The 20413-nt window shown below is 67.9% G+C and carries 22 protein-coding genes; 13 read left to right on the forward strand and 9 right to left on the reverse strand.

Going from position 1 to position 20413, the window contains the following annotated elements; translation table 11 throughout:
• Positions 1 to 265: 265 nt before the first annotated feature.
• The 3 genes from ACFRAQ_RS14940 (at position 266) to ACFRAQ_RS14950 (ending at position 2916) form a co-directional block, all read left to right on the forward strand.
• The gene (locus ACFRAQ_RS14940; RefSeq protein WP_379099349.1) at positions 266 to 1198 is read left to right on the forward strand and encodes a hypothetical protein; all 933 of its coding nucleotides are present in this window, start codon (positions 266 to 268) and stop codon (positions 1196 to 1198) included.
• Between the two features lie 330 nt (positions 1199 to 1528).
• Positions 1529 to 2014, forward strand: a complete 486-nt coding sequence (locus ACFRAQ_RS14945; RefSeq protein WP_379099352.1) for a hypothetical protein — start codon at positions 1529 to 1531, stop codon at positions 2012 to 2014.
• 116 nt (positions 2015 to 2130) lie between these two features.
• Complete coding sequence (locus ACFRAQ_RS14950; RefSeq protein ID WP_379099355.1) at positions 2131 to 2916, forward strand: SAM-dependent methyltransferase; 786 nt, start codon at positions 2131 to 2133, stop codon at positions 2914 to 2916.
• A 72-nt stretch (positions 2917 to 2988) separates the two neighbouring features.
• On the opposite strand, the gene ACFRAQ_RS14955 is transcribed toward ACFRAQ_RS14950, so the two are convergent.
• Together ACFRAQ_RS14955 and ACFRAQ_RS14960 are read right to left on the reverse strand one after the other, a co-directional pair.
• On the reverse strand, positions 2989 to 3894 hold the full coding sequence (locus tag ACFRAQ_RS14955) for an oxygenase MpaB family protein (protein WP_379099358.1): 906 nt from the start codon (positions 3892 to 3894) through the stop codon (positions 2989 to 2991).
• Positions 3869 to 5884 carry a hypothetical protein gene (locus ACFRAQ_RS14960; RefSeq protein WP_379099361.1) on the reverse strand — a complete coding sequence of 672 codons (2016 nt, stop codon included), beginning with the start codon at positions 5882 to 5884 and terminating at the stop codon, positions 3869 to 3871. Before ACFRAQ_RS14960 ends, ACFRAQ_RS14955 begins: the two co-directional genes overlap by 26 nt.
• A 131-nt stretch (positions 5885 to 6015) precedes the next feature.
• On the opposite strand from ACFRAQ_RS14960, the gene ACFRAQ_RS14965 reads away from it, so the two are divergent.
• Positions 6016 to 6660, forward strand: coding sequence for a TetR/AcrR family transcriptional regulator (locus ACFRAQ_RS14965; protein WP_379099364.1), 645 nt, complete (start codon positions 6016 to 6018; stop codon positions 6658 to 6660).
• A gap of 13 nt (positions 6661 to 6673) precedes the next feature.
• Here ACFRAQ_RS14965 and ACFRAQ_RS14970 read toward each other — a convergent pair whose 3' ends face one another.
• Both ACFRAQ_RS14970 and ACFRAQ_RS14975 read right to left on the reverse strand, forming a co-directional pair.
• Positions 6674 to 7282 carry a GNAT family N-acetyltransferase gene (locus ACFRAQ_RS14970; protein WP_379099367.1) on the reverse strand — a complete coding sequence of 203 codons (609 nt, stop codon included), beginning with the start codon at positions 7280 to 7282 and terminating at the stop codon, positions 6674 to 6676.
• Between the two features lie 4 nt (positions 7283 to 7286).
• On the reverse strand, positions 7287 to 8243 hold the full coding sequence (locus ACFRAQ_RS14975; protein ID WP_379099370.1) for an MBL fold metallo-hydrolase: 957 nt from the start codon (positions 8241 to 8243) through the stop codon (positions 7287 to 7289).
• A 47-nt stretch (positions 8244 to 8290) separates the two neighbouring features.
• On the opposite strand from ACFRAQ_RS14975, the gene ACFRAQ_RS14980 reads away from it, so the two are divergent.
• Positions 8291 to 8713, forward strand: a complete 423-nt coding sequence (locus ACFRAQ_RS14980) for a MerR family transcriptional regulator (RefSeq protein WP_379099373.1) — start codon at positions 8291 to 8293, stop codon at positions 8711 to 8713.
• Here ACFRAQ_RS14980 and ACFRAQ_RS14985 read toward each other — a convergent pair.
• A complete protein-coding gene (locus tag ACFRAQ_RS14985; protein ID WP_379099376.1) occupies positions 8710 to 10026 on the reverse strand; it encodes a cytochrome P450 in 1317 nt (438 codons plus the stop codon). The genes ACFRAQ_RS14980 and ACFRAQ_RS14985 overlap by 4 nt on opposite strands.
• A 137-nt stretch (positions 10027 to 10163) precedes the next feature.
• Between ACFRAQ_RS14985 and ACFRAQ_RS14990 the strand changes: the two genes are divergently transcribed.
• The 7 genes from ACFRAQ_RS14990 to ACFRAQ_RS15020 all read left to right on the forward strand — a co-directional run bounded on the left by ACFRAQ_RS14990 (position 10164) and on the right by ACFRAQ_RS15020 (position 15254).
• The gene (locus tag ACFRAQ_RS14990) at positions 10164 to 11300 is read left to right on the forward strand and encodes an epoxide hydrolase family protein (RefSeq protein ID WP_379099379.1); all 1137 of its coding nucleotides are present in this window, start codon (positions 10164 to 10166) and stop codon (positions 11298 to 11300) included.
• 69 nt (positions 11301 to 11369) lie between these two features.
• Complete coding sequence (locus ACFRAQ_RS14995) at positions 11370 to 12023, forward strand: 1,4-alpha-glucan branching protein (RefSeq protein ID WP_379099382.1); 654 nt, start codon at positions 11370 to 11372, stop codon at positions 12021 to 12023.
• A gap of 75 nt (positions 12024 to 12098) precedes the next feature.
• Entirely contained in the window at positions 12099 to 12665 is a 567-nt protein-coding gene (locus tag ACFRAQ_RS15000; RefSeq protein ID WP_379099385.1) for a DUF308 domain-containing protein, read from the forward strand.
• Positions 12666 to 12726: 61 nt separating this feature from the next.
• Positions 12727 to 12861, forward strand: a complete 135-nt coding sequence (locus tag ACFRAQ_RS15005; protein ID WP_379099388.1) for a hypothetical protein — start codon at positions 12727 to 12729, stop codon at positions 12859 to 12861.
• An 18-nt stretch (positions 12862 to 12879) separates the two neighbouring features.
• Positions 12880 to 13071 carry a hypothetical protein gene (locus ACFRAQ_RS15010; protein WP_379099391.1) on the forward strand — a complete coding sequence of 64 codons (192 nt, stop codon included), beginning with the start codon at positions 12880 to 12882 and terminating at the stop codon, positions 13069 to 13071.
• A gap of 10 nt (positions 13072 to 13081) precedes the next feature.
• A complete protein-coding gene (locus ACFRAQ_RS15015; protein WP_379099394.1) occupies positions 13082 to 13966 on the forward strand; it encodes an NAD(P)-dependent oxidoreductase in 885 nt (294 codons plus the stop codon).
• Between the two features lie 91 nt (positions 13967 to 14057).
• Positions 14058 to 15254, forward strand: coding sequence for a DUF418 domain-containing protein (locus ACFRAQ_RS15020; RefSeq protein WP_379099397.1), 1197 nt, complete (start codon positions 14058 to 14060; stop codon positions 15252 to 15254).
• Positions 15255 to 15263: 9 nt separating this feature from the next.
• Here ACFRAQ_RS15020 and ACFRAQ_RS15025 read toward each other — a convergent pair whose 3' ends face one another.
• Genes ACFRAQ_RS15025 through ACFRAQ_RS15035 form a run of 3 tightly spaced genes read right to left on the reverse strand, consistent with a single transcriptional unit; the run spans position 15264 to position 17068 of the window.
• Positions 15264 to 15623, reverse strand: coding sequence for a VOC family protein (locus ACFRAQ_RS15025; RefSeq protein ID WP_379099400.1), 360 nt, complete (start codon positions 15621 to 15623; stop codon positions 15264 to 15266).
• A gap of 9 nt (positions 15624 to 15632) precedes the next feature.
• Positions 15633 to 16481: an alpha/beta fold hydrolase gene (locus ACFRAQ_RS15030; RefSeq protein ID WP_379099403.1), complete on the reverse strand. Its 849-nt coding sequence runs from the start codon at positions 16479 to 16481 to the stop codon at positions 15633 to 15635.
• The gene (locus ACFRAQ_RS15035) at positions 16478 to 17068 is read right to left on the reverse strand and encodes a TetR/AcrR family transcriptional regulator (protein WP_379099406.1); all 591 of its coding nucleotides are present in this window, start codon (positions 17066 to 17068) and stop codon (positions 16478 to 16480) included. Before ACFRAQ_RS15035 ends, ACFRAQ_RS15030 begins: the two co-directional genes overlap by 4 nt.
• Before the next feature lie 388 nt (positions 17069 to 17456).
• On the opposite strand from ACFRAQ_RS15035, the gene ACFRAQ_RS15040 reads away from it, so the two are divergent.
• Positions 17457 to 18704, forward strand: coding sequence for a cytochrome P450 (locus tag ACFRAQ_RS15040; protein WP_379099409.1), 1248 nt, complete (start codon positions 17457 to 17459; stop codon positions 18702 to 18704).
• 217 nt (positions 18705 to 18921) lie between these two features.
• Here ACFRAQ_RS15040 and ACFRAQ_RS15045 read toward each other — a convergent pair whose 3' ends face one another.
• The gene (locus ACFRAQ_RS15045) at positions 18922 to 20148 is read right to left on the reverse strand and encodes a cytochrome P450 (RefSeq protein ID WP_379099412.1); all 1227 of its coding nucleotides are present in this window, start codon (positions 20146 to 20148) and stop codon (positions 18922 to 18924) included.
• Between the last annotated feature and the right edge of the window lie 265 nt (positions 20149 to 20413).

The raw sequence follows: 20413 nt of genomic DNA on the forward strand, positions 1-20413 counted from the left end.
GAGGTCAGACTCGGATCGATTGGTTTGGGGCAGTTCAGGTTTCGTTTCGTGTTGTTCCGTTAAAAGTAACGAAACCAACGCTACGATTTGCGGCGTGACGAGTACTTGCAACTACCCGGGGTGTACGAAACCGATCACGCGCGGCGGAGGGCCGGGGCGGCCGTCGGAATACTGTGAGCACCCCGAGCACACACGGTGGAGGGCTTGGCGGGAGCGGCAGCGGCAGCAGGCGGGGGAGGGGGAAGGGTCGGTCGCCAATGTCACTGTGACGCAACAGGGGCCGGTGACCGTGGCTCGGCTACGGGCGGATGAGCTGCTCGGACAGTTTCGGGCGATCGCCGAACAGCTGGGTACGACGTTGAATACGGCGGTGGCGGAGCTGTCCACCCTGGCCGACCCGGCGGTGGCGGAGGCGCAGGTCCAAGCCGTGCAGGCCGATGCGGCGCGGCGGATTGCCGAGGCGGAGATGGCGACCGTGGCGGCCGAACAGGCGCGGCGGGAGAGCGACGAGGCCAGGGCCGCCGCGGATTCGGCGGCCGAGGACGCGGCGCTCGCCGCGGAGGAAGCCGAGGGGCGGATCGCGGAGGCGCTGGCGGCGCGCGATGACGCGCTGCGGGAAGTCGCGCGGGTGACCAAGCAGGCCGCCGATGATGTGTTCGCGGCGCGGGCCGAGGCGGAGGCCGAGATCCGCACCGTCCGCAGGGAATCCAGCGAGGATGTCGAGCGGGCCCGGCAGCAGGCGAGCGAGGACATCGAGTTGGCGCGCACCAAGGCGGCGGCCGAGATCGAGCAGGTGCGGCGGGATTCGGCGCAGCGGATTACCGCGGCGGGCGCGGAGCGGGATCTGGCGGTGCAGCGCGCCGCCGATGCCGAGCGCACCATCGAACGCGCAGAAGCCGCGGTGGCGGAACGCAGTCAGGTGGTCGCCGAAACGCGGTCGGTGCTGGAACAGACGCGCACCGATCTCGAACGCGCCAGGACCGAACTCGCCGATGTCCGCCGCCAAGCCGCCGCCGATATCGGCACCGTCCGTGCGGAAGCCAAAGCCGCACTGGACCAGGCGCATCAGGAGTCCGCGGCCCGCATCGCGGCGCTCGACGACGCGCGGGCCCAGACCCTGGCGCGGGCCGCCCGCGCCGAGCAACAACTCGACGCCCTCCTCGCAACCCGAAGCGAACAGCCCGAGCCCTCCAAGTAGCCCCTTACACCATGCAGCCCCGTTGCGGGGGACAGAGAAATTGAGGGCACCGCTCCGATGGTGAACCGGAGATTCGCCTCCTAAGGTCGGAGCGGGGGCCTCCGCCCCCGAGTTGTCTTGTCGCGCAGCGGATGTGTCGGGGCTGGGGCTGCGGTGAATTCGGGAGGAAGAATGTCCGCGATTGCGGATCGGTGTGGCCGGGTGCGTGCGGGGAAGGGTGCCGGCGCGGCGGCGGTATTGATGTTGACGGCCGTGTTGACACTGGCGGCAGGGTGTTCCTCGGACGATTCGAAGACCTCATCGGCGACGACGACCAAACCGTCCATCAGTGTGACGGCCACCAGTGTGGTACCGACGAGTTCCGGTGCGCCGGTGGCGAGTCCGGGTGGCGGGAACCCGGGCGGTGGCAATCCCGGCGGTGGTAACCCGGTAGCGAACTCGCCGCAGCAGCCGCAGGACGTGGCACCCGGTGACGCGCCGCCGCCCGCGCCCGCTCCGGCTCCCGGCGGCGTCGACCACTACGTGAAGTGCACCGACAAGATCAACTACGCCGGCGACCCGCGCAGCAACGCCGAAATCAATCTGCTCGGTGAGCAACACGGTGGCGACTGCCCGGTTCCGATTACCGCCACCGCAACCGCGACGACAACGCCACCGGCGACGACCTCCACCGATCCGGCGCCCACCGTCACGTCCACCACGGTTGCTCCGACCACCACGGCAGCGGAGACGACGTCTCCGCAAACCGGCACGGCCGCAGCGACTCCCACCGCCGACCCGGCCACCACGCCGGCCGCCGCGACCGTCCAGAAATAGCTCGGACCCACCCCTTGTGACACCTGGTGCCGTTTGCGAATATGACGCAAGATTTCCTGGTGGATAGCGGTATCGTCGGTGGGGAAAGAGGGGTGTGACACTTGAACATCAACGCCATGCGAGCACGGCAGTCCCGGCCGAGCGTGGCACGCGTATACAGCTACGTCCTCGGCGGGCGCGACAATTACGGTGTCGACAAGGATCTCGGTGACTACTTCATCGAGGATCTACCCGGGTCGGAAAAGTTGGCCATCACCAATCGCGACGCAGTGCTGCGCGCCGCGAAGGCCATGGCGGACGCGGGAATCCGGCAGATCATCGATATGGGCTGCGGACTTCCGGCGGCCGTGAACGTGCACGAGGTGGTGCGGCAGGTCTACCCGGAGGCCCACGTCGTATACGTCGACGACGATCCGTTCGTGGTGGCCCACGGCCGGGCGCTGCTCGCCGTCGACGCCGGAATCACGGTGCTGGAAGCCGATATTCGAGATCCGGCGGGTATCGAGAACAACGCCGAGGTGCAGCGGCTCATCAACTTCGACGAGCCGGTCGGCCTGCTCTTCGCCATGACGCTGAGTTTCGTCAATGACGAAGAGAATCCGACCTCGGTGGTCCAGTACTGGGCGGATCGGATCGCTTCCGGCAGCCGGATCTACCTCTCGCACTTCCGAACCGGAACCTCGCGTGAGGCGATGGCGACCGCGAGCAAGATCCTGGAAGCCTTCGGCCGCGGACGCTTCCGCACCGACGACGAGATCCGCGCCTGTTTCGGAACGCTCGCGCTCGACGAGGACGATCTGCGCCCGTGCGTCCAGTGGCGTGGGGAGGACCCCGAAAGGGACCAGCCCGAGCTGACCGTCTGGGAACAGCTGGTGGTCGGCGGCATGGCCCGCAAGCCCTGATCGCCGCACACGAGGATGCACCGGTAGCGACCAGCTGCCGGTGCATCGTCATTTCTGATCGAAGGCCACCGATCAGTCGGGACGTCCGTAGCGGCCTGGCTGGTATCCGATCTGGTCGAGGTCGAGGGATCCCGCGGAATCCCGCCGGAAGTGGTCGACCCATGATCGATCGAGCCGGTGCGGACGCGCGGCCTGGAACTTCATGTACGAGTTGATGATCGGCGGCGCCATGCGCCGCGCCGCGGCAGGCGGGTCCGGAAGCCGGTGCGTCGCGCGGAGCTGGTCATCGAGGATCAGGAGCAGCGCGTTGTCGGCCAGCGGGCGCAGCGGACCCGGGAACCAGCGTTGCCGCCAGTCGTCGAAGAGCTGATCGACGAGCGCGCGACCACCCTCGGTATGGGCGTAGTGGGCGTTCTCGTATTCGAATGTCCAAGCCACCAGGTCGGCGCGTGTGGCGGGCACCTCGAGACCCATGTGCTCGCCGACACCGCGCCAGAAGTGGAACCGTGCCAGCCGATCGGCGTCGGTGAAGACCGACAGCCCGAGACGGTCGAGGATGCGGTCCGCTTCGAGGGCGAGCGAGGCGAGCGTATAGAGCTTGTCCTCATCGCTGATCCCGAAACGGCTGTGGATCGCCTCCATCCGATCGATGGCCGCCCGGCCGCTCGCCCCGCTGTGGCCGTGCCTCAGCATTTCGCCGAAGAACACCAGGGTGTCGTCGTTGCGGCGGCGCACGTCGTGCATCATGTCGCCGGTTCCGCGCCGGTACACGACCCGGGCGATGGTCGGGATCGCAACCTGACGGGCGAAGGCGACCGTGTAGGCGGCGTGCACGAAAATGGCGTCGCCGTACCGAACCTCGATGCTGAGCCGGGTGGCTTCCTCGTTGTCGCGCACTGGATCGAGGTCCGTCAATCGGCGGGTGAGCGTGCGGCCGGAGATCAGCTCTCCTTTACCGCGGGGCGATGTGGACTTCATGACGACCTCCGAGTTCGATTTCGATGAGGGCCTCGCCGGTGAGCGACGCGGTGAACTCCGCCTGCCGTGCTCCGGCCACGCGGTAGACGCGCCCGGGTTCCAGGCGTGCGATCCGTACGGTGGTGCGGCACAGGCCGTTTCCCGGACGCAGAACCAGGTCGAGAGCGTGGCCGTCCGTGACCGCTCGCGCCACCTGTACCTCCGGATAGGCCGCCTCCGTCAGCGCCGGCCCGGTCCGCCAGTGCTGCGGCGCTCCGAAGGCGATCTGATCGCGGAGTCCGGCGGCCCGATTGAATCGGAACTGCAGCGCGTACATGTTGCCCAGTTCGGATAGTCCCGCGTAATAGCGAACGCCGTTGGCGTGCACCGGATCACCGAGCTCCTCGATTCCGGCCAGCGCCGTCCGCGCGACCTCCTCGTCGCCCATCTCCCGGGCGGCCGAAGCGATCATCACCTGCCCGTAGGCGCCGCCGAGTCGATAGTTGCCCGGATCGACTCGCGAGCTCGCCCGCAGCGGGAACCCGACCCGGTCACCGTCGACCCGAATTTCCTGGTCGCGAACCAGCCACCAGGCCCGCTGTGCGTATTCCGGCAGCCCGGCGTGTAGCCACAGCGCGGTGGTGAGCTGGATCGCCGGACCCGTCCAGAAGTTCCAGGATCCACCCAGCCGGGCGCTGCGGACGCCGATGATCCGACCGTCGGGGCGTAGGAACTCCGACTCGTAGCCGCGGTGCAGGCGGTCGATGACATCGGCGGTCAACGCGGTGCCGTGCAGGCGGTCATGGGTGAGCAGGGTATTGAGCCCGAAGGTGTTGCACACCGTGTAGATCCAGTTCGGTTCGCACGGATACAGCGTGTAATCGCCGGCGACCATATTGCGGTGCACCGATTCCGCGATGGTTCCGAAGCTGTTCGAGTAGACGCGGCGATCGTTCCAGCGGAAAGTGAGTGCGCCGGGGGCGGAGAACCGATCGTCGTTGAGGGTCTCGTACATGCCCACCATCTGGCCCAGGTAGCCGGTGAGCATGATGTTCTCCCGGTCGACCGGGTCCGGATTCCAGCGCAGGTTGCCCCAGAGATTCTCCAGTGCCCAGTAGCCCCAGACCCGCCGGTCCAGCATCTTCTCGATGGCATTGCGCTGTGCCTCGGCGAGATAGCCGGTGAAGGCGGGAGTTCGCGTGTACTGGGCCGTCGCCAGCGCGTAGCTCAGCTCGTTGAGCTGGTAGCGCAGGGCCGCTTCACGGAACTGATCGATCCTGGTGAAGCCGTCGAAACGATCGAGCGGTTGCAGCGCGAGGTCGAGGGCGTAGCGCAACGCGGCGAGGTCTTCCTCGGAATGCTCGGCCACCGCGGGCGCGGCGGGTGCGCCCGTGATGGTGAACGTATGGGATGCCAAGCGCACATTCACTTCCCGGCCACGTCCACGCTGGGACGAACGCCGCACGAGGAATATCCCGAACGCGGTCGGTACCACCACGAAGGGTGTCGCGAGGACCGGCGTTACCGCCCACGGCCATGCCGTGTGGCCGCTCAGGGCGGCGCCGAGCAGAGCGGTCGAGAACCAGAGCAGCGGCGGCAACACCACCGGCCCGAAGGCCCACCACGCGAACAGCGCCGCCAGGAAGCCCAGCCAGGCGAACACCATGAGCAGCGGATGGCCGCTGAAGAGCAGGCCGCCACCCGGCACAACCAGCCCGAGGGCGAATGCCGTGACCGCATGCGAGAGATCGGCGACCGCCGCCGTGGCGGCGGCCAGCCAGACCACGCCCCAGCAGGTCATGGCCCGCACCATCTTTCGCCGGGTCGTCATGCCGATGCGGCCGAGCCCGTCGGGCAGGGGCGCCCGGACCTGCCGGGTCCGGCTGCTCGGCGGGAACAGCGCGCCGGTCGTCATGCGGGACTCCCTGGTGTGCGGGCCGGTGCGGTCCGCCGGGCGGGCGGCGGCGCCGAGGTCGACGGTGTCCCGCCGGCGCGGGTCAGCAACCGCCATCCGAATCCGGCGAGTGCGATCAGATAAGCCACGGCAATACAGCAACCCATACCTGACACACTGTCAGCGTGTCTGACAGTGTGTCAATAGTGGGTAGACTGTGCGAGGAAACCGAGGATTCGGAGGTGCAGATGACACAGGCAGCCGCGCGCGCTGTGGCCGGGGACCGTCGCCCGCCCAGCCGGGGCGATCAGCAGCGCGCCCTGATCATCGACGCGGTCACCGACCTGCTGCGCACGGTCTCCATCACGGATATGTCGGTGCTGCGGATCGCCAAGCACGCCGGCGTCTCCCGCCCGGCGTTCTACTTCTACTTCGAGTCCAAGTACTCGGCGGTCGCCGCCGCCCTCGAAGAGGTCTGGACCGAAATAGACCAGGAGACCAGCGAATTGGGCTCCTACGACAATCAGGAACCGCCCGCGGACTTCTCCATCCGCATGATCGACAATGCGGTCGCGGTCTGGCGCCGCCACGCCCACCTGCTCAATGCCTGCGCCCAATCCCGCGACACCGACGCCCAATTGCGCACAATGTGGGACGCGTTCGTCGGAAACCTGGAGAACAAGCTCGCGGCATTCATCCAGTCCCAGGTCGACGCGCACCGGATGCGCCCGGCCACCGACGATGTTCCCGCTCTGGTCAGTGTGCTCGTCGCCATGACCATCGCGGTCGTCCGCGAGGAGACCGTGGGCGGCGACACCGCGGCCACCGACCGCAGAATGGCCGCCGTTCGTCAGGTGTGGCTGATGTCCGCGTGGGGCGCCGAGATTCGATGAACGACCGGCGTCGTCAGCGGGGCGTACGCCACATCGGCCACAACGGCGGGCCGCCTCGGGTGGCGTCCAGGGTGCCGGTGACCTCGAAGCCGAATCGCTCGTAGTACGGCACGTTGTCGGGTTTGCTGGATTCCAGGTAGGCGGGCAGCCCGTCCGCGTCGCACCGATCCAGACGCGAATTGAGCAGGGCCCGCCCGAATCCCTGTCCGCGAACGCCGGGCAGGGTTCCGAGGACGGCCAGATACCAGTGCGGTTCACGGGGGTGCGCCCGCGCCATCGTCTCCGAGAGCCGGCCGGCGGTCAGCAGCCGGTGCCGGAAGGCGAACAGCAGCCCGGGCAGCTGACGCCGGGTCGCGCTCTCCGGGGCGTGCCAGTGCCCGGGCGGTGCCCAGAGTGCCGCGCCCACGATGGAATTGGCGTCGTTGCAGGCCACCTCCACCCCACCCAGGGGGATGAAGTGGTGGCGGGCCATCGCGGTGAACAATGCGGCGGCGCGGCGAGCGCGGGTGGCGTCGTCGCGGATGAGCCATGCGGTGATCGGATCGTCGGAAAAGGCGATGCCGAGCACTCGCGCCAATTCCGGAATGTCGGATAGCTGGGCCGGACGTACGGTGATCCCCATGGGTTCACGGTAGCGGCTCGGCGACCTCCGCATCGGGCGCTGCCAGCAGCAGGGCGGCGTCGTGATCGTGGGTGGGGATCACCGGAACGAGGCGTTGCGCCAGGTGGAGGCGGTGCAGGGTTTTGAAGGTGGCGTCGCGGTCGTGGTCCATGAAGACGCCCGGATAGGTGGCCTTCTGCCGGATTCGGTCGATTTGCAGGGTGTGCCAGGCGGCGTCGCCGGCGAGGAGTTTCCAGCCGTGCGTCGTGTGGGCGAGAACGCCGATGCTGCCGGGTGTGTGTCCGCCGAGGTCGACCAGGACGACGCTGCCGTCTCCGAAGAGGTCGTGGCTGCGGGTGAAGGTGAGGATCGCGGGACCGTCGAGGTCGTACTCCTGGTGGGGACGGTCGACGAGGGAGTCGCGGACGCCGCCCACGGGCGCGACGGGACCGGTCATGACCCAGTCGCGCTCGACGCTGTGCAGGTGGACGGGCAGGCCCGGCAGGTCGAGCAGACCGCACACGTGATCCCAGTGGGCATGGGTGGGCAGCGCGAACTCCAGTGCGGGCAGGCCCGGTTGGGCTTGCAGGGCCGTGGCGGTCGCAACGGTCTCGGCCGGCGGACGCGCGACCGGGCGGATCACGGCGGGCAGTTGCGCGATGGCGCGGTGCTCGGCGTCGACGCAGAAGCCCGGGTCCACGATGAAGGTGGCCTCCGGGTGCTGGATGACGAAGGAGCTCAGCGCGCTGGTGATGCGGCGCGGAGTGGAGACGCCTTCCACGACGACCTGGGTCGGAACCGGACGGGGGACGTTGGTCAGAGCCGTCACGGTGACGGTGCGCTCGGTGCGGGGGAGTCCCGCATCGGTGATCGAGCGCAGGAACCGTTGGTCGGCGGGCCGTGGCCGGACCGCGCCGTGGAGGGAACCGATTGCGGCGGCGCAGCATTGCATGAGCGTGGGCTTGCGTACTGGATCGGACATGGAGGAACGCTAATACTTAAGGTCGACATGAAGTAAAGAGGAGAATCGTGACCACAGCGCAGGATATGAGAATCGGTGACGCCGCCGCGGCACTCGGTGTGGAGACGCACGTGCTGCGGCATTGGGAATCGGTGGGCCTGCTCGCCCCGCCACGCAGTCCGTCGGGCCACCGCAGCTACAACGAGGACATTCTCGATTACGCCCGCGCGATCCTGACGCTGCAGCGAACCGGCCTGTCGCTGAGCCAGATCCGGCAGCTCGGACTCAGCGAGCACACCGATCGCCGGGCCATCATCAACGACCGCCGCGCCGAGGTGCGCGAGCGCATCGCGTTACTCGAGGCCACGGACCACTTCCTCGAGCATCTGCTCGCCTGCCGTCACGCCATCATCAGCGAATGCGACGAGTGCTCGGCGTACGTGGCGCAGGCCCACGTGCGACGCGCACCCGACTTCCCGGACCGCGGTTAAGGGAGCGGGGAGACCACGACCGGAGCACCGTGGGCCGGAACGTGCGTGATGTTCCGGATCCGCACGGGCTCGCCGGTCTTGCCCTGCGGCAGCGAAAGCCGGTAGCGGGTGAGGATCTCCCGCAGCACCGCCGTTCCCTCCATCAGTGAGAACCCGGCTCCGATGCACCGCCGCACGCCGCCGCCGAACGGCAACCAGGTGTTGGGCGCGACCGACCCGTCGAGGAATCGCTCGGGCCGGAACGCGAAGGCGTCCGGGAAGGCTTCGGCGCGTTCGTGCGCCAGGATGATCGAGGTGGCGATGACCGTGCCCCGCGGCAGGTCGTATCCGCCGATGGTCAGGTCGCGGGTGAGCTTGCGGCCGGTGCCGGCGATGACCGTGTGCAGCCGCATCGACTCCTTCAGCACCGCTTCGAGGTATTTCTCGTCCCCGTCGTGAGCCGCGCGGCGGGCCTGGGTCTGGATCTCGGGATTGGCGGCCAGCTCGTGGCAGGTCCAGGACAGCGCGGACGCGGTCGTCTCGTGCCCGGCCAGTAGCAGGGTGATCAGCTGGTCGCGCAGTTCGGCGTCGGTCAGCGGTGCGTCGTCGGGGTTCTCGCCGGATCCGGCGGCCAGCAGCCGCGACAGCACATCGTCGCGCGCGTCCAGGTTCGGCTGTGCTCGGCGCTCCGCGATCTCGCGGTAGAGCAGCTCGTCGATGGCGGATTGGGTGGCGCGGAACCGCTTCCACATGCCGCGCCGCGCCAGGAACGGGTACTTCCAGCCGAACATGATGATCGGACTGACGTTCACGACCTCGCGCAATCGCGGCACCAGGGCGGCCCGGCGGGCTTCGTCGGCCATACCGAACACCACCTGCATGATGACATCGAGCGTCAGGTCGTTCATGCGGTCCAGGGTGTGCACGGTCGTGCCCGGAACCCACCGGTCGACATGGGTTTTCGCGATGTCGTCGACCAGCGCCCGGTAGCCGCGCAGCGAGGATCCCACGAAGGCGGGCATGAGCAGTCGCCGCGCGCGGGCGTGCTCGTCCTCGTCGGTGATCAGCAGCGAGTGCTCGCCCAGGATCTCGGCCAGCAGCCGATTGCCCTCTCCGGCATGCAGGTCCGCGGGGTCGCCGGCGAAGATCTCGCGGATGTGCTCGGGCCGGGTGAACACGACCAGGTTCTCGGCGTACGGCGCGGCCAGATGCAGGGTGAAGGTGTCCCCGTGCCGGCGGGCGGCCGACCGGACCAGCGGTCCGCGCCATTTGGTGTAGATGGCGGTCTGCACGATGGGCGGCAGGGCCGGTCCGGGTGGAAAGGTGGTGGTCACGTAGCCGGTTCCCTCCAGTCGCGCCGCCTCGCCGCGGCTGAAACGCTTGCGTACCAGCCTAGAACGCGGGCCGCCGCAGCGGAATCGGCGAACGGATCAGGACCGCCCCTGACCTAGTTGGTTCCTACCGTGGAGACATGACGGTTTTCGAGCCCTTCCGAATCGATGTTCCGGACTCCGATATCGACGATCTGCGGACTCGCCTGACCCGCACCCGCTGGCCCGCCGACCTGCCCGAGGTGGGCTGGTCCTACGGCATTCCGACGGCGTACGTGCGCGAGCTGTGCGAGTACTGGAGCAGCGGCTACGACTGGCGCGTCCACGAGGCCGAACGCAACCGCCATCCCCAGTTCGTCACCGAAATCGATGATCAGCGACTGCATTTCACGCACGTCCGCTCGCCCGAGCCGAATGCCCTGGCGCTGGCGCTGGTGCACGGCTGGCCGTTCGAGGACTTCACCGCCATGATCGGCCCGCTCACCGATCCGCGCGCGTACGGCGGCGATCCGGCCGACGCCTTCGACGTGGTCATTCCGACGCTGCCGGGGTTCGGTTTCTCCGGACCGACGCGGCACACGGGGGAGGCCGCGACCGAGCGGTCCGCCGAGTTGATCGTGAAACTCATGGCAGGCCTGGGCTACACCCGCTACGGCGCGCACGGCGGGGACGCCGGATCGTTCATCGCGCCCGGCATCGGCCGGCTCGTGCCCGATCGGGTGGCGGGTGTGCACCTCAACGATCCCATCACGATCCCGTCCTGGAACGACGACGGTTCCGGCTACAGCGAGGCCGATCAGCAGAAGCTGGCGCGGCTGAAGGATTGGAGCAGCAGCGAGACCTCCGGGTACGCGGGCATGCATTCGACCCGTCCGCAGACCCTCGCCCCGGCCGTCGCCGACTCCCCGGCGGGCCTGCTCGCGTGGGTGCTCGACGTGGTGAACACCTTCACCGATCCGGCTCGCGAGACCCCGGACGCGGCGATCGACCGCGACCTGTTGCTGACCAACCTCTCGGTGCTGTGGTTCACCGACACTGCGGGTTCGTCCATGCGTCTGTACAAGGAATCCCAGCACTGGGGCGCCGAGCCGCCCAACTCCGGAGTGCCGACCGGGGTGGCGGTCTTCCCCGGTAACGGCACGATTCGCGGCCTGGCCGAACGGCAGCACACCGTCGTGCACTGGTCGGAGTTCGACCGCGGCGGCCACTTCGCGTCGATGGAGACCCCCGATCTGCTGACCCGGGATCTGCGTGACTTCTTCCGAAAGCTGCGCTGACATCGGCGAATATTGGCCCGCCGCAAGGGGTTCGGCCGCGATCCGGCCGGACTCTGGCAGGATGGCTCTATGGCCGAGATCCATGAGACGACCATGCAGCCCGCCAAGCTGGAATTGCTGACGGCGTGGCTACCCACCCGGCACTGGCATGTCGGCGCCGGGACGCCCGCCCTGGTCAAGTCGGGCGGATTCCGGCTCGACGATCCCGACGGTGAGGTCGGCATCGAACTCATGGTCGTCACCGACCTCGCGGGTCCGGTGCCGGTCGCGTATCTGGTTCCGATGACCTACCGTGGGGCCCGCGTCGAGGGTCTGGACCATGCGCTGATCGGCACCTCCGAACACGGTGTGCTGGGCATGCGCTGGCTCTACGACGCCGCCCACGACCCGGTGTTCATCGAACAGGCCGCCCTGCTGCTGACCGGCAAGGCCACCCCGCAGGACCAGAACACGAGTGACACCCCGGACCTGACGGTGCACGTGGTACCGGGCGATATCCTCACGCCCGCACCGGGATTCCGGCCCACGGTGATCGACACCGACGCCCACACCGACATCGCCTTCGACTCCGACCGTTCCACCAATGCGGGTGCGGAGCTGATCCGCGTGCACCGGCGCCTCGCCACGGGCCGGTCGCTGGGCCGTGACCGCAGTCATCTGGACGCGCCGTGGTCGGCCCCCGACGGCACCACGCCGCGCGGGGTTTTCCTCAGCGCTCCCTGACTTCGGACGGGTCCGACGCGCCGAGCGCACACCAAACGTCCAGTTACCTGCACGAATCGGTCATATCATGATGAGGTGCCCGCCAACCGGATAGAGGGGCGAAGCGAGGTCTTCGCCGATTGGGCTTGGCAGTCGCTGGTCGTCACCGGCGGCTGCTCGGTGGTGCTGGGGGTGGTCCTGGCGGTCTGGCCGGACAAATCCTGGCAGGTGGCGGGATTCCTCTTCGGGCTGGTGCTGCTGGCGACGGCGGCCTTCCAAGTGGTGATGGCGTTCGGCGCCCGGATACACCCGGCTCTCAAATGGCTCGAGGTGTTCAGCGCGGTCGTCTCCCTCGTGCTGGCGCTGTGGACCCTCGACGGTGGCGAGTGGGTTGCCTTGCTGTCCTTGTGGATCGGCATCGGCTGGGTGCTGCGGGGAATCGTGCAGGCGATCGTCGGAGTGTGGTCGGAGGAGTACGCGGGCGCGGGCGGACTGGAGCTGATCGGGCTGGCGACCGTCGCCGCGGGGGTGGGCGTCGCGGTCGCGCCGTTCACGACGCTGCCGCCGCTCTCGATCACCGTGGGGCTGCTCACGGTCGCGCTCGGCGTCTCGGAGATCGCGATCGGCCTGCGGGTGCAGCCGGTGACCGTCGGAACTTTCTGACAAATCCTCCGCGCGACGTTCGTGCTTCCCTCGGATAACTAGCCCTCCCGAAGTTACTCGATTGCCCGAGATCTGCCACGACGGAGGCAGGGCGTCGACACTGGATCTGGTCGGCACGGATCTCACCGTCCTGACCGCCGACGAGGATTGGGCTGATGCCGCGCACGCCGCCGCGGAGGCACTGTCGATTCCATAGACCGTGCATCGAATTCCAGTGACGGACAGCGATGGGACCGGCGACATCGGCGTGCGCCCGGACGGCGTGGTTCTGGTGCGCCCCGACCACATGATCGCCTGGCGCATGATCGAGCGGCCCCTCGACCCGCGGACCGCCCTGATCGATGCACTGAGTGAAATCCTGTCGCTCAACGGCCGAGCGATGCGGCCGGTCACCGGGCCTCGGTAGGGTTCGGCTCGTGGCGAGGATCGCGTTTCTGGGGTTGGGCCGGATGGGTGCGGGGATGGCGGGGCGCATGGTCGCCGCCGGGCACGAGGTGGTGGTCTACAACAGGACCGCCGCCAAGGCCGACGAACTCGTCGCACAGGGCGCTGTGTTCGCGGCCACGCCCCGCGAAGCCTCCCGGAACGCGGAGGCGATCTTCGCCATGGTGGCCGATGACACGGCGTCGCGGGCGGCCTGGTTGGGGGCGGATGGTGCGCTGGCGGGGGAGTATGCGCCGGGCGCATTCGCGGTGGAGTTCTCGACCATCTCCCGGCCCTGGGTGCTGGAGCTGGCGAAACATGCCGCCGCGCACGGTCTTCGGTACCTCGACTCCCCGGTCACAGGGCTCCCCGAGGCCGCGGCCGCCGGACGACTGACCCTGTTCGTCGGCGGGGCCGCCGCCCACCTCGACGCGGCGCGCCCACTGCTGCGCCCACTGTGCACCGACATCGTGCGCTTCGGTGAGGTCGGTTCGGGCACGAGCTACAAACTGATCCAGAACCTGCTCGGTTCGGTTCAGATCGCCGCCACCGCCGAGGCGCTGCGCACCGCGGAACTCGCGGGTTTGGACCTGACGGTCGTCGCCGACACCCTCTCGCGTGGCGGTGCGGCCAGCCCTACGGTGATCCGCATGTGCGCGGAGATGATCGGCGGCGTGCACGACCGCGACATCGCCTTCACCGCGGCTCTGCGCCTGAAGGACACCCGGATCGGGGTCGAACTGGCCGATGCGGTCGGCACTCCCGCGGCCCTGGGTCATACCGCCGAGCGGATCTTCGAGCGTGTGGTCGCGGCGGGACACGGCGATCTGTCCGAAGCCAAGCTCATCGACCTGCTCAGAGGTCCTGCCATGGGATGACTTCCGGGCCTGTCAATACCTCGGAGGTCGGATCGGGAATCCGGGGCCGCGGTGGATGTGGCGGAGGCGCTGCCGGAAATAGCGTGACGGTATGTCCGAACAGCTCGAAACCCAGGTAGCCGGTGTGACGCAGAGGCAGCGCATCGGGGTGGTCGACAGCCTGCGCGGATTCGCGCTGTTCGGGATTCTGGTCACCAATACCGTGGTGGCGACGATGCTATGGTCGTCGCCGGGCGCGGGCGCCGATCCGCAGCCGATGTTCGACGGCACGCTGGACCGGTTCGTCTACGGGCTGATCGACGGGTTCTTCCTCGGCAAGTTCTATCTGCTGTTCGCGTTCCTGTTCGGGTACTCGTTCACCTTGCAGATCGCGGCCGCCGGACGGGCGGGCGTCGCGGCCACGCCGCGGCTGTTGCGACGCTGCCTCGCACTGTTCCTGATCGGTCTGGCGCATCTGCTGCTGTTGTGGATCGGCGACATCCTCACCCTGTACGCCGCTTTGTGTCTGATCCTGGTGGCGCTGCGCTGGATTCGGCCGCGCCCGGCCCTGATCACCGGCCTGGTGCTGTATTTCGCGTTCGCGTCGCTGGCGTTCCTCCCGGGCAACGGGGGACTGGCCGGGCTGGGCGAGGTGTTCGATTTGCAGCGGATGCATGATGGCTACACCGGCAATTTCGGTGACACGCTGGGCGCTCAGCTGGAGTTCGGCCCGAAGTTCATGATCTTCACCTGGATCGGTCAGGGCCTTCCGGCGCTGGGGATGTTCCTCGTCGGCGTGGCGGCGGGCAAGCGCCGCGTGTTCGAGGACGCGGACTGGACGACCCGGTGGCTGCCACGGGCACTCGCGGTGGGATTCGGTGTGGGACTGCCCGTTTCCGCTGTCACAGTGACGTTGATGACGCTCCACGGGGAACTGCCGTCGTTCTGGTACGGGGTGCAGGAACTCGCGAATCCGTTGCTGACACTCGGATACGCGGCGAGCATCGTGTGGCTGGCCCGCTACCGGTGGGCCGGCGCGGTGGGCTGGCTCGCACCCGCCGGGCGGATGGCGGCGACCAACTACATCGGGCAGTCGGTGGTCCTGATGCTCATCTACACCGGATACGGCCTGGCACTGGCCGATCGTGTGCCCCCGGTCGGGGTCGTCGTGATCGCGGTTGCCACGTATCTGGCGCAGATCCGGCTGAGCGCCTGGTGGTTGCGCACTCATCCGTATGGCCCGGTCGAGTGGCTGCTGCGCACGGCGACCTACCTGTCGATCCCCGCGTGGCGGAAACCGACAGCGTAGGTGCGCTGTTCAGGGCAGGTCGTAGGCCGTGGCGTGTCGCGGCTGGTACAGGCCGATCTGGCCCGCGCCCGGCACCTTCAGCATGGTGAGCAGGCCCCACCCGGCATCGGTGACGTCCGAGGTGAATTCGACGCCTTTGGACCGCAGGTCGGCCACGGTGGCGGTCAGGTCGTCGCACATGAGGTACAGCTCGGCCTTGCCGCTGTCGGGGACCTGCGCGGGATGCACGGCGAGTTCGGCGGGCGGCGACTTGAAGATGAGCCACCCGTTGTTCGCGTCGACATGGGCCAGGCCGAGGATGTCACGGAAGAAGGCCCGTGCCGCGTCGGCGTCCTCGGCGTAGAGGATGGTGTGCGCACCGGTGATCATGTGCCGACGCTAACAGCGACCGGCCGCTCCGGCGCGCAGGTGCGCGGTGAGGATGTCGCCGAGTTGCGCGGCGAATTCGGGGGCTTCGGTACGCATCCCATTGTGGGCGCCGGGGAACTCGGTGACCTCGATCCCCAGCCGGTGAGCGATCTCGACGGCGGGGCGGTACGGCAGGCAGCCCTGCGTCTCACGCCCGGCGGCCATGATCAGCCGATCGGCCACCGGGGCGAGCGCCGCGAAATCGGGGCGATACGAGGTGAATTCCCGCAGCTCGTGCTCGAGCATCAGCGGGCCGTTGGCCGCCAGTCGCGCCCACATCTCGGCGGCGCGCGGCGGCAGTTCGTCGGGCATCGGGGACGGCTTCATCGCATTGCCGATGCCCGCCAGGAAGCGCACCGACGCCGGGCCGGGGCCTTCGGTGCGGAACAGCGCGTAGACCTCCTCGACCATGGCGCGCTGTTCGGCGGCGTCGGGAAGCACGGCGAAACACGGTGGCTCGTGCGCGATCAGCAGCGACACCTGCTCCGGATGCCGGGCCAGCAGATCGAGCCCGACGATCGCGCCGTTGCTGCCGCCGACGACGAGGGCGGGCTCGTCGGTGAGGTGGCCCAGTAGCCGGTGGGCGTCATCGCTCTGCACCTCGACCCGCTGCGTCTGCTGCGGACCGTCCAGGACGCTGCGTGAATAGCCGCGCTGGTCCAGCGACACAACCGTGAACCGGTCCTGGAGAACTTCGGCGATCGGGACGACCGAGGCCGCGTCGCCCCCGCCGCCCGGCAGGAACAGCACGAGCGGACCGCTGCCGCGCACCTCGTAGTAAATGGTCGCGCCTGGTACCGGAAGCGTCTCGGATCTCATTGCGGGGTCTCCTGTTTCGATGTCGGCCACTGGGTCAGCAGCAGATGCAGGGCGTCGAGGATGCGCGCCCAGGACCCGTCGGTCTCGCGGGAGTGGTTGAAGCCGCCGACGGTCTCGAGCGTCGCGAAACCGTGGAAGGTGCTGCGCAGCAAGCGGCCCGCGTCGATCAGCTCGGCGCCGTCGAGGTCATAGCCGCGCAGCAGCGCTTCGGTGAGCTGCACGCTGCGGACCGCTCCGGGGGCGTCGGCGATGGCCTCGATATCGAGCTTGCGCTGGGTCGCGTCGTAGCGGCCGGGGTGTTCGCGGGCGTAGTCGCGGTAGGCGTTCGCGAAGGCGATCAACGCATCACGACCCGCCCGCCCCTGGACCGCGACGCCGATCCGGTCGGTCATCTCGACCGCGGCCCGCAAAGCGATGCGAGTACGCAGATCCTGCAGATTCCGGACATGCGAGTAGAGGCTCGGATCCTTGACCCCGAAGTGCTTGGCGACCGCGGCCAGCGTCACGTTGTCGAACCCGATGGCATCGGCCATCTCGGCGGCCGCCTGCGTAATGCGTTCGGCGTTCAGCCCCACCCGCGGCGACATCAGCCCACTCCTTCCTAAGACCATTAGGTTTAATCCTAATATACCTAGGTTTGGCGGCGAGCCAAAACCTGGCGAACGCCCCGGAAGTCGCGAACGTCGTTACCTCAGTTGCCCCTTACGTCGGATTTCCGTTACCGCCCGCGCAGTCCCTCGAATACCAGGGATACCGCGCGACGGCGGGCGGTCTCGTCTCAGCCGTGGTGTTCGGCCGCTGCGCTGAGCCCGTACGGGGATCGCGGAATTCGCTGGTGGTGGACCGTCGCAGCACGGTCTCGGTGTCGGTGGTCGGGCTGATCGCGGTCGCCGGGTGCCTCTCAGCGCACACGTGACCACTGCCGGCGTGGGTTATATTTTGCCGCAACCGCTTTCATGAAATCTTGGAGCATATGTGGATCCGCAGTACGCGCATCAGGGCGCGTCCCTCAGCATGAGGTCGCCCGATCACGCGCGAGTCTCGATCTACGGTCCCGAGTTCGCCGCTGATCCTCATGGGCATTACCGGTGGATGCGCGCCACCTACGGGCCGCTGGTGCCGGTCGAGATCTGGCCTGGAGTGCCTGCGACCCTGGTGATCAACTACGCGACTGCGGTGCGGATCCTCAACGATCCTGTCCGCTTTCCGTCCGATCCGAGCATCTGGCAGCAGACTGTGCCCGCCGATATCCCGATCATGCCCATGGTCGAAGCCCGGCCCAACGCCATCCGCACCGACGGGAATACGCATGCCCGCTACCGTCAGACGATCAACGACGCGCTCGCCGGCATCGACCTCCACGCTGTGCGGGCCATGGTGGAGCGCGCCGCTGTCCCCCTGGTCAACGGTTTCTGCGCGGACGGGACGGCTGACCTACTCGGTCAGTACGCCTTCCCGCTTGTCTTCTCGGCCTTCTGCCAGGCAGTGGGCTGCCCACCGGAAATCGGTGAGCGTATCGCGGCGGTCAACGCTGCCATGTTCGATGGCGTGGACACCGCGGAAGTGAACCGGCTCATGGGCGAAGCACTGCTCGACCTCACCGCGCTCAAACGAGCCCAGCCCGCTGACGACGTCACCACACGACTGGTTCAACATCCGGCCAGGCTCAGCGACGAGGAGATGGTGCATCAGCTGGTCCTGCTGTTCGCCGCGGGCGTCGAGCCCGCAGCGAACCTCATCGCCAACACGCTGTTGCTGATGATGACCGACCCCCGCTTCACCAGCAGCATCGTTCAAGGGATCCCCCTGCCCACGCGCGTCGCGATCGACGAGCGGTTGACGTCCGACCCGCCGATGGCGAACTACTGCGTGACCTACCCGCAGCAGCCGGTCATGCTGGACAAGGTGTGGCTGCCGGCGCACCAACCGGTCATCATCAGTATGGCTGCCTGCAACACCGACCCAGAGTTGGAGCCGGGCAGTCCCCTTGATAACGGCTGGAACTTGGCGTTCTCGTCGGGTCCGCACGCCTGCCCCGCACACGCCCGGCCGTTCGGGGTCCTGCTCGCGCAGGAGGCCATCGATCAACTCCTGGACTACCTACCCGAAACAAGGCTGGCGGTGCCTGTCCCCGATTTGGTGTGGCGGCCGGGTCCGTTTCACCGCGCACTGACAGCGCTGCCCGTCACATTTCCGCCGTCGAAGCCATTTCCAGTCCTATAGAAGGTAATCGCCCGTTGCGACGATCGCGCCGGACGGCTCACAGGTTCGGAGCAATCCGGACGACCGCCTCGAATCGCGCCTGTCATCCGTGGATTGGTCGATCCGTTTCTCGGTCGCCGCGGGGCCTTCGGTGAAGGCCCCGCGGCGGTTCAGCGATCAGTCGCTTGCCACAGCGATGCGGCCGATACGGTATCGAGTTCCTTCTCGAATGCCGCGGCTATCGCAGGATAACCGGCAGACGGTCGTGCCCGTTGGCGATGAAACCGGGCACTGTGCCGAGCTCGTCGGGCGAGACAGCGAGTTTCATGTTGGGGAACGCCTGGAACAGCGTGGTAAGACCGACGAGGGCCTCTAGCCGTGCCAGCGGTGCGCCCGGACAGCGATGGGGGCCATGTCCGAACGCCATGTGGGCCTTGCTCGTCCGAGTGGGGTCGAACGTATCCGCGCTGTCGCCGTAGACCTTCGGGTCCCGGTTGGCGCCGGCGGGGCACGAGAGTATCGGATCGCCTGCGGTGATCGCGACGTCGCCGAGAACGAAATCGTCCACCGCGTAGCGCAGTGGGGCGTGAGCGATCGACGGTTCGAACCGCAGCGTTTCCTCGATCACATCCGCCCAGGGCAGGCTGCCGTCGAGCGCGGCAGCCAGGTGGTCCGGGTGGGTGAGCAACAGGAAGATGGCTTGGTCGAGCAGGTCCACTGTCGTCTCGTGCCCGGCGTTGATCGCGAGATAGAGGGTTCCGATGAGCTCCGCATCGCTGAAAACCGTTGCGGGATCGTCCGCGTGGGCGATGAGGGCACTGGTCATGTCCTCGGCGGGATTGTCGCGACGATACTCGACGAGAGTCTCCAGGAGCGCGAGCATTGCCTGGTAGTTGGCCAGGGCCTCCTCTTGACTCGCGGCAACGTCGAAGATTCCGTCGACGCACTTCCGCAGCGGCTCGATCAGGTTTGCGGGAACTCCGATCAGCTCGTTGATCACACGCAGCGGCAGCGGGTAGGCGAAATGCTCGCGGAGGTCGACAGGGTCACCTCCCGTCCTGGCATCCAGCCCTTTCACCAGATCATCGGCGATCGCCTGGATCCGAGGCTCCAGCGCCGCGGTCCGCCTGTCGGTGAACACCGGCACCAGAGGGGCGCGGAGGCGACGGTGGTCTGGCCCATAGGCGGTGAACATGCTCGGGGTGTTCACCCAGTTGAACAGCGGGAAGTCCGTCCCGATCGTGCCGTCCCGGAACGCCGGCCAGTGCTGCTTGGCGTCCTTGGAAACCAATGAGCTGAGGAGAACCTTCTTGAGCAGTTCCGTATCGGTCACTGACCACGCGGGTACTCCGCCGGGGAGCTCGACCTCGGTGACCGGTCCTCGCGCGCGGATGCTGGCGATCTCACCCTGAATGTCTTTACCTGAGGCGTCGATGACGATGGGGCCGTCGGTGTGGCTCTTCATGTGAACTCCAATCTGACCGTTAACCCTGCCTGCAGGGGGCTGGTGCTGCGCCCCCTCAGCTTCTGGTCCTTCACCAAAGTAGCCGATGTTGTTGATCCTCAACGTTTTACGGGACAGACTCGGGAAACCGGACGCGGGCGCTCGCCTCGGGCTCGGCGCGGTCCGGGGCCGTATCTTGCCTGCCGCGCAGCGTCAGCCCCTGGAATCGAGGGCTGCAACGCGGCCGATTCCGGTCTGTAGCGTCCGAACCGGAGGAGGCATCCGC

This window comes from Nocardia sp. NPDC056611, assembly GCF_042792755.1.
In the GTDB taxonomy this organism is placed as follows: Bacteria; Actinomycetota; Actinomycetes; order Mycobacteriales; family Mycobacteriaceae; genus Nocardia.